Genomic DNA, 12,181 nt, shown 5'->3' with positions numbered 1-12,181 from the left:
GACCAGTGCAGCTGTTTTCAGGGGCGCGGGGAACTGCGCGACCAGCCCCCACCGTGCCGCACTGTGAACTCAAGGCCCCTGTCCGAGACCTGGACCAACGTGCACAGGGCAACCCGGTTCGCGTAGATTGCCAGCCGGACCTACCCGAGGGGATCTCGCACGTGGCAGGGGCAAGGCAGGCCGTGACCGAGGCCCGCAGGATCGTCGTCAAGGTGGGCTCCTCCTCGCTGACCACCGCGGCCGGCGGCCTGGACGCTGACCGGGTCGACGCGCTCGTCGACGTCCTCGCCAAGAGCCGCAGCGGGGGAGAGAAAGAGGTCGTCCTCGTCTCCTCCGGTGCCATCGCCGCCGGACTCGCCCCGCTCGGACTGCGCCGCCGCCCCAAGGACCTGGCCCGCCAGCAGGCAGCCGCCAGCGTCGGCCAGGGGCTACTCGTGGCCCGCTACACCGCCTCCTTCGCCCGCTACGGCATCCGCGTCGGCCAGGTCCTGCTCACCTCGGACGACATGAGCCGCCGCTCCCACCACCGCAACGCGTCCCGCACCCTCGACAAACTGCTCGCCATGGGCGCCCTCCCGATCGTCAACGAGAACGACACCGTCGCCACGGACGAGATCCGCTTCGGCGACAACGACCGGCTCGCGGCCCTCGTCGCCCACCTCGTCCACGCCGACCTGCTGGTCCTGCTCTCCGACATCGACGGCGTCTACGACGGCGACCCCAGTCGGCCCGGCACCTCGCGGATAGCGGAAGTCCGGGGACCGCAGGACCTCGCCCACGTCGACATCGGCAGCGCGGGCAAGGCCGGCGTCGGCACCGGCGGCATGGTCACCAAGGTGGAGGCCGCGCGGATCGCCGCCGCCGCCGGCATCCCCGTCGTGCTGACCAGCGCGGTCCACGCGACCGACGCGATGGGCGGCGGCGACACCGGGACCTACTTCCACGCCACCGGAAAACGGTCCGCGGACCGGCTGTTGTGGCTGCAGCACGCGTCCACCCCGCAGGGCTCGTTGACGCTCGACGACGGTGCCGTGCGCGCGGTCGTCCAGCGCCGGATGTCGCTGCTGCCGGCCGGAATCGCCGCCGTCGAGGGCGAGTTCAGCGCGGGCGACCCCGTCGAACTCCGGGACAGCGCAGGGCACGCGGTCGCCCGGGGTCTCGTCAACTTCGACGCCAAGGAGATCCCCCAGCTGATCGGCCGCTCCACCAGGGAACTGGCGCGCGAACTGGGACCGTCGTACGAGAGGGAAGTCGTCCACAGGGACGACCTGGTGGTCCTGCACCCGTAGAACACTGGTGATCCTGCACCCGTGGAACAACGTCCGTCCCGGACCCCCGGTCGAAAAGAGCGGGAACGCCCGTCCCGCGCGACAGCCGTGAGGTGGACCTTCCGCAAAAGCGCCACGCGGACGCCTTCGGCCTGCTCAACTTTGCTCAGGGACACATCCGCGCGAGCACTGCAGCTCGACCATTGCGTAAGGAGGCCGTCGTGAGACGAGTGCGCCCTGGGGCGGCGGCGTCCCGCGGTGGAGCGACCTCCCGCGCGCCCGGCGAGGAGCGCACGCTGACGAGCGTCGCGGCCGGCGCCCGGTACGAGGGCGAGGAACCCAAGTACCTTCCCCGGCTGTGGCATGTCACCCTCAGCGTCTCCGGCGGCGAGGCCCCGCTGAAGGAGGTACGGCGCGGGCTGGAACAGCTCGCCCACGACCACCCTTTTCTGCTGACCAGCCGCTACGCCAACGACCACGCGGAGATCCGCTACTGGGAAGAGGCCCGCGACCTGCACGACGCGGCGGCCGTCGCCCTGCGCCTGTGGGGCGAGCACCGCCAGACCGCCCAGCTGCCGCCGTGGGAGATCGTCGGCCTGGAGGTCATCGACCGCGAGACCTACCACCAGCGCATCTCCGAGGGGTACGGCCCGCTGCCCGCGACCCCCGTCGGCGTACATCCCTACTGAGACCTTCCGGGATGCCTTCAAGGATGTGCCTTCAGGGATGACCTTCCTGGATTTGTTTTGAGCTGTCTTCGGGCCCTTCCGCGCTTGTCTCGCGGTATGGGATAGCCGGTGGACGCCCCAGCGGGGCGCACTACCCTTCCCTCATGACCACGCTCTCGCCGTACGACTCCCTGTCCCCGGTCACGCAGGCCGCGTACCGCGCCAAGTCCGCCGCCGCCGACCTCGCGCCGCTGCCGCGCGCCGAGAAGGACGACGCGCTGCTCGCCATCGCGGACGCGCTGGAGGTCCGTACGAGCGAGATCGTCGAGGCCAACGCCAAGGACATCGCCAAGGCCCGTGCGGCCGGCACCAGCGAGACGGTCATCGACCGGCTGACGCTGACCCCCGAGCGCGTGCGGGCCATCGCCTCGGACGTACGGGACGTCGTCGCGCTGCCCGACCCGGTCGGCGAGGTCGTCCGCGGCTCGACCCTCCCGAACGGCATCGACCTGCGCCAGGTACGCGTCCCCCTCGGCGTCGTCGGCATCATCTACGAGGCCCGTCCCAACGTCACGGTGGACGCGGCGGCGCTCTGCCTCAAGTCCGGCAACGCGGTCCTCCTGCGCGGCTCGGCCTCCGCCTACGAGTCGAACACCGCCCTCGTGCGCGTCATCCGCGACGCCGTCGGCGGCGCCGGACTGCCCGCCGACGCCGTGCAGTTGGTGCCCGGCGAGGGCCGCGAGAGCGTCCGCGAGCTGATGCGCGCCCGGGGCCTGGTCGACGTGCTCATCCCGCGCGGCGGCGCCTCTCTGATCCAGACCGTCGTCTCCGAGTCCACGGTCCCCGTGATCGAGACCGGCGTCGGCAACTGCCACGTCTACGTCGACGCCGACGCCGACCTCGACATGGCGATCGACATCCTGATCAACTCCAAGGCCCAGCGGCCCAGCGTCTGCAACGCCGCCGAGACGCTCCTCGTCCACCAGGACATCGCCCCCGAGTTCCTGCCGCGCGCCCTGGACGCCCTCGCCGAAGCAGGCGTCACCGTGCACGCCGACGAGCGCGTGCTCGCCTACGCCAAGGACTCGGAGGCCACCGTCGTCGAGGCCACCCTGGAGGACTGGGACACCGAGTACCTGTCCTACGACATCGCCGCCGCCGTCGTCGACTCGCTCGACAAGGCCGTCCAGCACATCCGGCTGTGGAGCTCCGGCCACACCGAGGCGATCGTCACCAGCTCCCAGCAGGCCGCCCGCCGCTTCACCCAGCTGGTCGACTCCACCACCGTCGCCGTCAACGCCTCCACGCGCTTCACGGACGGCAGCCAGTTCGGCTTCGGCGCGGAGATCGGCATCTCCACCCAGAAGCTGCACGCACGGGGCCCGATGGGCCTGCCGGAGCTGACGAGCACCAAGTACATCGTCACGGGCGACGGGCACATCCGCCGCTGAGGCCCTGCCATTTGGCATATGCGAGGGGCATAACGCCTCGTCGGGGGAGAGGCGTCTCACCCAACGGATGAATTTCCCTACCGTCTGCCCAAATTGACCCCCCAGGTCTACTCTGGAGAGGTGCCGGAGGACGTGGGGGGCAGGCCGTTTCCCGACGGCTGGGAGCCCGACGACGACCACGACCGCGGAATGTCGGACGAAGAGTTCGCATCCGTGGTCTTCGACGAGGCCTTCATACGGGCGGCCGTAGTACACGAGCCGACCGCCGTCGAACGCCTCCTGGCCGCCGCGCAGGCGAGAGCCGAGGCCTCCGAGGCCGAAGCGCGCCGCGCGCAGCACGGCAGACGCCGACGAGGCGACGACGATCCGTTCGAGGACGCCTACGGACGCGAATTCGGCCATGATCCGGAACTCGACGACCTGGACGACCCCGACGTAGTCGAAGGCCGCTACGGCGCCCCGGGGACCTACGGCAAGCAGGTCCGCTGGCACCGTCCCGTGGCCTGGCTGCTCGCCCTCGTGATGGGCATCGGCATGGTCGCCCTGGCTTTCTCGGCGGTCTACCGCGGCGCGTCCTCGGGCGGCAGGGACCGCGTCCCGCCCCCGGCCTCCACCGGCGTGGAACAGGGCACGGCGGCGGCACCCTCCGCTTCCGCCGACAACTCCCAGCCACCGCTGTCCGCGGTACCGCGCACGCCCTGAGCGAGCTGAGACCGGCCCGGTGAGAACATGTCAGAACTTGTCGTGTACCAGGGCGTTTACCTGAGGCTCCAGAGACCTACTCTGAAAGTATGGGCGGTCCAGGAGACCCACCTGAGGGCGCGCCCGAGGGCGCTCCCGGTGGTGGTGAGGACGAGTATCGATCCGTCGTCTTCGACGAGTCGTTCGTCCGCGCTGCCCGCCTCCAGGAACTCTCCGCGCAGGAGCGCCTGGCCGACCACGCCCCCGCCGTCCGTCGTCGCCCGGCCCTGCGGCGCGGTCTCTCCCGCCAGGCCCTGATCCTGGTCATGCTGATCGCCGTCGCTTTCGGCACCGCGATCTACATGGGCGTACGGCATCCGTACACGACCCCCACGGCCCAGCAGCCCGCCGAGCCGCTGCGGATGACCGTCATCCCGCTGTCCCCGCAGGGCAAGGTCCCGGGGGCGGCCGACGCCGAGTACCTCTACGAACACAGCCCCGCCGCGCAGTTCAGTGTCGGCGCCGAGGGCGTACCGCTGCCGGCCGCGCGGCGCACCGCGCACTTCTCGGACAGCCAGGTCATCGCCGCCCTGAGCACCGCCAAGGACTACATCGTGGAGTCCTCGCTCTACCCGGCGGTGCTCACCGGCGGACAGATCCGCCCCGCCCGCGTCCTCGTCGACCCGGACCAACTCGACCAGTTCGACCAGAGCTTCGAGCACCCGACCGCCGACGGCCGGCACGAGCCCACCGGATGGCTGGTTCGCTTCGACCCGTCACGCGTCCAGCTGGCCGACCGCAAGATCCGCGTCCAGGGCACCCTGCAGGCCACCGAGATCGACTCGTCCACGCTCGAGGTCACCGCCGACGGAACCTTCGTCTACGCGCTACGGCCCACCGGCTCGACGGCCTCGGCCGGCTCCGGCGACCAGGCCCAGGTGTCCCTGTTCACCGTCCGCCGCGAGCTGCACTTCCGCTTCGACCGCGACGACCTGCGCATGCACCAGGCCCAGATCGTCGTCTCCTACGTCCAGGCCGGGCCCCTGTCCTGCGCCGAGGACTCCGTGACCCATCTGCGCCCCCTGCTCGCCGGCCAGACCGCCAAGGCGGGCGGCCCGGCCGGCACGGACCCGTACGCGACGGGCAACACCACGGCCCTGTGCGGATCACTGGCGACGAGCGCGCAGCCGAAGGTGTGAGTTGCCTGAATTTCCACACCGGGGCCGTGCTCGGTAGGGGCCGTGCACGGCCGTCGTACGTGATGAGCGAGGTCAGTCCTCGTCGCGCGGCGGCGCGTCCGTGGGCGGCTGCTCGGTGCCGTTGGCCGGGCCGGTCGGCGGCTCGTCCTGCGCTGCCGAACTCGCGAAGCCGCCGAAGCCGCGTCGCACCCGGCCGCCCAGGTCGCCCGCGCCGCCGGCGAAGTCGCTGACCAGCTTCATCAGCGGGTCCTTGGAGTTCTTGACGTTGCTGGCGTAGCTCGCCGCCGACTCGCGGAACGAGTCCGTGACCGAGGTGTCCTTGTCCTCGGTGCGCCGCGGGTAGTGCCCGTCCATGATCCGCTGGTAGTCGCGGGACTCGGCCCACTTCTTCAGCTCGGCCGCCCGCACGGTGGTGAACGGGTGGGAGCGGGGCAGCACATTGAGGATCTTCAGCACCGAGTCGCGCAGGTCGCCGCCCGACTCGAACTCCTCGGCCTGCTTGAGGAACGCGTCCACGTTCATCTCGTGCAGGTGGTTGCCGCCGGCGATCTTCATCAGGCCGCGCATCGAGGCCCGCAGGTCCTGGCCGACCAGCAGACCCGCGCGGTCGGCGGACAGCTCCGACTTGCGGAACCACTCGCGCAGCGCCGTCACGATCGCCAGGATCGCGAGGTTGCCCAGCGGGATCCAGGCGACCTTCAGAGCCAGACTGGTCAGGAACAGCAGGATCGTGCGGTACACGGAGTGGCCGGACAGCGCGTGGCCCACCTCGTGGCCGACGACCGCCCGCATCTCCTCCTCGTCGAGCAGCTCGACGAGGCCGGTGGTGACGACGATGATCGGCTCGTCCAGGCCGATGCACATCGCGTTGGGCTGCGGGTCCTGGTTGACGTACATCGGCGGGACCTTCTCCAGGTCCAGGATGTAACAGGCGTCCCGCAGCATGTCGTTGAGGTGCGCGAACTGCTGGTCGGACACGCGCACCGAGTCGGACAGGAACAGCAGCCGCAGACTGCGCTCGGGCAGCAGCCCGCTGAGTGCCTTGAACACCGTGTCGAACCCGGTCAGCTTGCGCAGCGCCACCAGGGCGGAGCGGTCGGCCGGGTGCTCGTACGCACGCGAGGAGATCCCCTCGAAGCGCCTGCGCTGCCTGCTCGGTACGTTCTCGTGCCCGTTCTGCTCGTGGCCGTCTTCGGACATGTGGTCCCCCATGTGCGTGTGTGTGCCCTGAGTGCCCCCGAAGCAGAGCCCAGCCTAGGCGGAGATACCGTTGACGGGCAGTACAGCGAAGGAGTCAACGCATGGAGCCCCATTCCGCAGCCGCCTGGCTCGCAGAGGCCGCGAGCGCCGCCCCCCGGCAAGGATCGGGGGATCTGCTCAGGGTCGTACTGATCGTGATGTTCCTCGGCTGCATCCTGACCGCGTGGTTCCTGCTGCGCGGGTACAAACAGAAGGACGACTGAGGCGCCCGTCGAGTTCCCTGCCGAGTCCCAATGGCGGAGTCGGCGTGATCGCCGTCGGGGTGCCCGCTTACCATGGGCCGACATCTTTATCCCGCCCACACCGGATAGGTTCTGCTGAAGATGAGCTTCCACGGCACTGCTGCCCAGTTGGTCACTCTTGCCGCCGAGGGGGAGGGCGGGGGCAACCACGAGAGCCTCCAGCCGATCATCACCGGTGGCGGCGCGTTCATCCTCCTGTTGCTCCTGCTGTGGATCACCACCCGCTTCAACCGCGACCGCTAGGGTCTGTCCGTTCTGTCCGCCGGACGGGTCTCGGGGCCTTCACACCGGGCCGGTAGGGTCTGCACGCATGGGAGAGCAGGACATGCCTACCGGTCCGGCGAACGACACGACGCGCGGCACCACGACGCGCGCCACGGAGAACCGAATGGCGAACGGCCCGCGCAACAACGGCCCGTCGAACCCCGGCAAGCGCCGGCTCGGCGTCATGGGCGGAACGTTCGACCCGATCCACCACGGGCACCTCGTGGCGGCCAGTGAGGTCGCCGCGCAGTTCCACCTGGACGAGGTGGTGTTCGTCCCGACCGGCCAGCCGTGGCAGAAGACCGACCGCAAGGTCGCCCTGGCCGAGGACCGCTACCTGATGACGGTCATCGCGACCGCCGAGAACCCCCAGTTCTCGGTGAGCCGCATCGACATCGACCGCGGCGGCCCCACCTACACCACGGACACCCTGCGCGACCTGCGCGCGCTCAACCCCGACGCGGACCTCTTCTTCATCACCGGCGCCGACGCCCTCGGCGCGATCCTGACCTGGCGGGACGCGGAGGAGCTGTTCTCCCTCGCGCACTTCATCGGGGTCACCCGCCCCGGCCACACGCTGACCGACCCGGGTCTCCCGGAGGGCGGCGTCTCGCTGGTCGAGGTTCCCGCGCTGGCCATCTCCTCCACAGACTGCCGTGCGAGAGTCGCGAAGGGTGATCCCGTCTGGTACCTGGTGCCCGACGGAGTCGTGCGCTATATCGACAAGCGCGAGCTGTACCGCGGCGAGTGAGCCGAGAGGGGCACCGGTGAACGACCGATACGACGCCGGGTACGGCGGCGACCAGTACGAACTCGTCGGCTACGACGAATACAACCAGCCTGTCTACCGGCAGGTCCCGGCCCAGCAGACCCAACAGCCCCCGCAGCAGCAGCCGTACGACCCGTACGGGCAGCAGCAACAGCAGGGCTACGACTACGACCCGTACGCGACCGGCACCCAGCAGCAGCCGTCCCAGTACGACACGGGCGCCCAGCCGCAGACCCCGTCCTACGACACCGGCACCCAGCAGCCCGTCGCGCAGCCGTACGACACGGGCCGGCAGCCGACCGTCCCGCCGTACGACACGGGCCGGCAGCCGACCGTCCCGCCGTACGACACGGGCCGGCAGCCGACCGTCCCGCCGTACGACACGGGCCGGCAGGCGCCCCAGTCCGGCTACGACCCGTACGCCACCGGGACGACGACGGCCTACGACCCCTACGGGCAGACCGCGACCAGCGGGCAGCAGCCCCGGGTCGCCGAGCAGACCGCCTACATCCCGCAGCAATCCGGGCCGGCCGAGGACACGGAAGCCCCGAAGGCCCCGGACGCGCGCGAACCGGACTACCACACCGAGCAGTTCGCCTTCGTGGAGGAGCCGACCGACGACTCCGAGGACGTCATCGACTGGCTGAACTTCACCGAGAACCGCACCGAGCGACGCGAGGAGGCCAAGCGCCGCGCCCGCGGCCGCATGGTCGCCCTCGTCGTGGTCCTCGCGCTGGTCGCGGCCGGCGGTGTCGGCTACCTCTGGTACGCGGGGAAGCTCCCCGGAGTGTCCTCGTCCGCCTCGAAGGCGGGCACCACGACGGCCGCGGGCGCCCAGAACCGCGACGTGATCGTCGTCCACCTGCACAACACCTCGGGCAGCGGCACCTCCACGGCGCTGCTCGTCGACAACACCACCACCAAGCAGGGCACCACCGTGCTGGTGCCCAACTCCCTCGCCCTCACGGACGACGACGGCAACACGACGACGCTGGCCAAGTCGGTCGACGACGACGGCTCCTCCGGGACACGCGACGAACTCGACACGGTCCTCGGCACCAACATCGAGGGCACCTGGCGCCTGGACACCCCCTACCTGCAGAACCTGGTCGACCTCGTCGGCAACATCAACGTCGACACCAATGCCGCCGTACCCGACCCGGCCGCGACGAAGAAGGGTGCCGCGCCCCTCGTCCACCAGGGCAAGGACCAGACCCTCAGCGGCAAGACGGCCGTCGCCTACGCCACCTACCGCGCCTCCGGTGAGGCCCAGAGCGCCCAGCTGGAGCGGTTCGGCCAGGTCATGCAGGGCGTCCTGCGCCAGCTGACCTCCGACCCGACGGCGGCGACCACCACCGTGCAGACGCTGGCCCAGATCCTCGACCCGTCGCTCACCGACAAGGACCTCGGCACCTTCCTCGCCAAGCTCGCCGACCTCGCCAAGGGCGGCGACTACAAGACGGCCCTGCTGCCCGTCCAGAACGACGGCACGCTGACCGCGCAGGCCTCCGCCGGCGTCGTCAAGGACGTCCTGGGCGGCAGCGCGAAGAGCCCCGACGAGGGTTCGGCGGTCCGGGTCGCCGTCCAGAACGCCACCGGCGTCAAGGACGACACCGAGAAGGCCCGCGTCGTCCTCCTCAACGGCGGCTTCACCTTCCTGGAGGCCGGCACGGTGTCCACGACCTCGGCCACGTCCAAGATCACGTACTCCGGCGCGGCGGACAAGGAGAACGCCATCGAGGTCGCCAAGACCCTGGGCCTGCCCACCAGCACCGTGACCAAGGGCACAGTCTCCGCGAACGCGGATGTCTCGGTGGTCCTCGGAGAGGACTACAAGCCGTCGTCGTCATGACGGACGCGTCATGACCGCGGTTGTGACGGAGAGCACGCCCCGGAGGTCGGAGCCGGTGTCCCGACCGGCGTCCGGGGCGTGATCCGTTATTCACGTGGGGTGCCGTCCGCGGTCCGTGAGACCCTTGAGGTCTGTTGACCGCCGACCGAAAGCCGCGTAGTGACCGCCACTGACCGCTCCATCGAGCTCATCTCCGCCGCCGCCCAGGCGGCCGCCGACAAGCTCGCGCACGACATCATCGCCTACGACGTCAGCGATGTGCTGTCGATCACGGATGCCTTCCTGCTGGCCTCCGCTCCCAACGACCGTATGGTCAAGTCGATCGTCGACGAGATCGAGGAGCGGCTCCAGAAGGAACTCGGCGTCAAGCCGGTGCGCCGCGAGGGCGACCGCGACGCCCGCTGGATCCTGCTCGACTACGTCGACATCGTCGTCCACGTCCAGCACAGCGAGGAGCGCGTCTTCTACGCCCTGGAGCGGCTGTGGAAGGACTGCCCCGAGCTGGAACTCCCCGTCGAGGCCAAGGCCACCCGCGGCAAGGCTGCCGAGCACGCCAAGCTGCAGGCCGAGGAGGACACCTCCGAGTTCGGGGAGGTGCTGTGACCGCCGGGGCCGACGGCCGCAAGGCGGGCCGGGGTCGCCGCGTCATCCTGTGGCGGCACGGCCAGACCGCGTGGAACGTGGAGCGCCGCTTCCAGGGCACCACGGACGTCGAGCTCACCGAGACGGGCATCGGCCAGGCCCGCCGCGCCGCCCGGCTGCTGGCCTCCCTCAAGCCGGACGTGATCGTCGCCTCCGACCTGAAGCGGGCGGCGAACACGGCCGCCGAGCTGGCCGCCCTCACCGACCTCGACGTCACGCACGACGAGGGCCTGCGGGAGACCTACGCGGGTGTCTGGCAGGGGCTGACGCACGAGGAGATCATCGGCCGCCACGGCGAGGAGTACGCCGCGTGGAAGCGCGGGGAGCCGGTGCGCCGCGGCGGCGGCGAGCTGGAGACCGAGGTCGCCGACCGGGCCGCTCCCGTCGTGCTGCGGCACGCCGAGAAGCTGCCCGAGGACGGCACCCTCGTGGTGGTCAGCCACGGCGGCACGATCCGCACCACCATCGGGCGTCTCCTCGGTCTGGAGTCCCAGCACTGGGAGAGTCTCGGCGGCCTCTCCAACTGCTGCTGGTCCGTGCTCGGCGAGGGTGCCCGCGGCTGGCGCCTGCTGGAACACAACGCCGGCACGCTCCCGGAACCGGTGCTCGGCGACGACGACTGAGCGGCCCTCCAGGGCCCCGACCCCGGATTTCACTTTCCGGCAGATCGCAGGCTAAAGTTCTTCTTGTTCGCCCGCCGAGCGGGAAGAACGCACGGGGCTATAGCTCAGTTGGTAGAGCGCCTGCATGGCATGCAGGAGGTCAGGAGTTCAATTCTCCTTAGCTCCACAGATCGACACTCTTGAGTTGTCAAGGATCGAGAGTCGTCCACGATCGAATCGATGAGATCCCATCCCTTTCAGGGGTGGGATCTTTTCGTCGCTGTCAGCGCCTCCGTGCGCAGCCGAGTCTCCTCGTCGGCCGGGGTGTAGACCACGATCCGGCATTCCGGCATGCCGTTGACCGACAACGACACCGACGTCATCCGCATCTCGCCCACCTCCTCGTGCCGGAACGTCTTCACCCGCCGCCCCGGCTCCGCCACGTCCCCACTCCTCCACAGCCGCGCGAAGAGCGGACTCGCCGCCGACAGCCCGCGTATGAAGTCCTCCCAGGCCGCCTCACCGGTATGCACTCCGTAGGCCGAGCGCAGTGTCGCCACCATCACTGGCAGCTCCGTCTCCCGGTACAGCAGCGGACACTCCTCGTCCGGCACCGTGAACAGCTTCCACAGCGCGTTCGGCATCGGGCCCGGCGGCAGCGGCTCCAGCCAGAACACCGTCCGGTAGGGGGCGTTGGTGGCGAGGATGTCGTACCGAGAGTTGTAGACCACCGCAGGGCGCGGCTCCAGGGCGTCGAGGATGCCCTGGATCTCCGGCCCCACCGACCGCGCGATCACTTCCGGCGGATGCGCGTACGGCACCTCGGCCAGGTGGTACAGATGCTCGCGCTCCGGGGCGTCGAGCCGGAGCGTGCGCGCCACGGCGTCCAATACCTGCGCCGACGCGTTGATCGGCCGCCCCTGTTCGAGCCACGTGTACCAGGTGACGCCCACTCCGGAGAGCTGCGCGACCTCCTCGCGGCGCAGCCCCGGCGTACGGCGTCGAAAGCCCGGCGGCATGCCGACGTCGTGCGGTGTCACCCTGGCGCGCCTGCTGCGCAGAAACGCGGCCAGCTCAGGCCGGCGGCGCTGTGTCGTCCCCATCCCCATCGTCACATCCCCCATACTCGGCGCCCGACTTGGCCCGTGCCAGGTGCTGCCGGTACCAGCATCAGCGGGCTCTCGGCACCCGTACCGGAGCACCCCCACGCTCGACCGCATGACGACGACACCCCGTACGGAACCGGATTCCGCACCCGTTCCAACTCCTGCCACCAGTAAAGA

Annotated in this window: 13 protein-coding genes and 1 tRNA gene; 12 read left to right on the top strand and 2 right to left on the bottom strand. The window is 70.2% G+C overall.

What is annotated here, in order from left to right; genetic code table 11:
* The first annotated feature begins 182 nt into the window (after window positions 1–182).
* The 5 genes from proB to ACFWP5_RS02365 all read left to right on the top strand — a co-directional run bounded on the left by proB (window position 183) and on the right by ACFWP5_RS02365 (window position 5,267).
* Window positions 183–1,289, top strand: a complete 1,107-nt coding sequence (gene proB, locus ACFWP5_RS02385) for a glutamate 5-kinase (protein WP_384149085.1) — start codon at window positions 183–185, stop codon at window positions 1,287–1,289.
* A 209-nt stretch (window positions 1,290–1,498) separates the two neighbouring features.
* Window positions 1,499–1,957: a hypothetical protein gene (locus tag ACFWP5_RS02380; RefSeq protein WP_384149083.1), complete on the top strand. Its 459-nt coding sequence runs from the start codon at window positions 1,499–1,501 to the stop codon at window positions 1,955–1,957.
* 143 nt (window positions 1,958–2,100) lie between these two features.
* Entirely contained in the window at window positions 2,101–3,387 is a 1,287-nt protein-coding gene (locus tag ACFWP5_RS02375) for a glutamate-5-semialdehyde dehydrogenase (protein ID WP_384149059.1), read from the top strand.
* A gap of 93 nt (window positions 3,388–3,480) precedes the next feature.
* Window positions 3,481–4,089, top strand: a complete 609-nt coding sequence (locus ACFWP5_RS02370; protein ID WP_384149057.1) for a hypothetical protein — start codon at window positions 3,481–3,483, stop codon at window positions 4,087–4,089.
* A gap of 89 nt (window positions 4,090–4,178) precedes the next feature.
* Complete coding sequence (locus ACFWP5_RS02365) at window positions 4,179–5,267, top strand: hypothetical protein (protein ID WP_384149055.1); 1,089 nt, start codon at window positions 4,179–4,181, stop codon at window positions 5,265–5,267.
* Between the two features lie 72 nt (window positions 5,268–5,339).
* On the opposite strand, the gene ACFWP5_RS02360 is transcribed toward ACFWP5_RS02365, so the two are convergent.
* Complete coding sequence (locus ACFWP5_RS02360; protein ID WP_384149053.1) at window positions 5,340–6,467, bottom strand: M48 family metallopeptidase; 1,128 nt, start codon at window positions 6,465–6,467, stop codon at window positions 5,340–5,342.
* Window positions 6,468–6,568: 101 nt separating this feature from the next.
* On the opposite strand from ACFWP5_RS02360, the gene ACFWP5_RS02355 reads away from it, so the two are divergent.
* The 7 genes from ACFWP5_RS02355 to ACFWP5_RS02325 all read left to right on the top strand — a co-directional run bounded on the left by ACFWP5_RS02355 (window position 6,569) and on the right by ACFWP5_RS02325 (window position 11,085).
* Window positions 6,569–6,730, top strand: coding sequence for a hypothetical protein (locus ACFWP5_RS02355; protein ID WP_033285921.1), 162 nt, complete (start codon window positions 6,569–6,571; stop codon window positions 6,728–6,730).
* A 120-nt stretch (window positions 6,731–6,850) separates the two neighbouring features.
* Window positions 6,851–7,012 carry a hypothetical protein gene (locus ACFWP5_RS02350; protein ID WP_384149051.1) on the top strand — a complete coding sequence of 54 codons (162 nt, stop codon included), beginning with the start codon at window positions 6,851–6,853 and terminating at the stop codon, window positions 7,010–7,012.
* A 67-nt stretch (window positions 7,013–7,079) separates the two neighbouring features.
* Window positions 7,080–7,784 carry a nicotinate-nucleotide adenylyltransferase gene (gene nadD, locus ACFWP5_RS02345; RefSeq protein ID WP_384149049.1) on the top strand — a complete coding sequence of 235 codons (705 nt, stop codon included), beginning with the start codon at window positions 7,080–7,082 and terminating at the stop codon, window positions 7,782–7,784.
* A 16-nt stretch (window positions 7,785–7,800) separates the two neighbouring features.
* Window positions 7,801–9,654, top strand: a complete 1,854-nt coding sequence (locus tag ACFWP5_RS02340; RefSeq protein ID WP_384149047.1) for a LytR C-terminal domain-containing protein — start codon at window positions 7,801–7,803, stop codon at window positions 9,652–9,654.
* Window positions 9,655–9,813: 159 nt separating this feature from the next.
* Window positions 9,814–10,257: a ribosome silencing factor gene (gene rsfS, locus ACFWP5_RS02335; RefSeq protein WP_384149045.1), complete on the top strand. Its 444-nt coding sequence runs from the start codon at window positions 9,814–9,816 to the stop codon at window positions 10,255–10,257.
* Window positions 10,254–10,919, top strand: coding sequence for a histidine phosphatase family protein (locus tag ACFWP5_RS02330; RefSeq protein WP_384149043.1), 666 nt, complete (start codon window positions 10,254–10,256; stop codon window positions 10,917–10,919). Before rsfS ends, ACFWP5_RS02330 begins: the two co-directional genes overlap by 4 nt.
* A 93-nt stretch (window positions 10,920–11,012) precedes the next feature.
* Window positions 11,013–11,085, top strand: a tRNA-Ala gene (locus ACFWP5_RS02325).
* Window positions 11,086–11,155: 70 nt separating this feature from the next.
* On the opposite strand, the gene ACFWP5_RS02320 is transcribed toward ACFWP5_RS02325, so the two are convergent.
* Entirely contained in the window at window positions 11,156–12,001 is an 846-nt protein-coding gene (locus ACFWP5_RS02320) for a helix-turn-helix transcriptional regulator (protein ID WP_384149041.1), read from the bottom strand.
* Window positions 12,002–12,181 lie beyond the last annotated feature (180 nt).

Source organism: Streptomyces sp. NPDC058469 (assembly GCF_042721125.1).
GTDB lineage: Bacteria > Actinomycetota > Actinomycetes > Streptomycetales > Streptomycetaceae > Streptomyces.
This window is presented reverse-complemented; position numbering and strand designations above follow the sequence as displayed.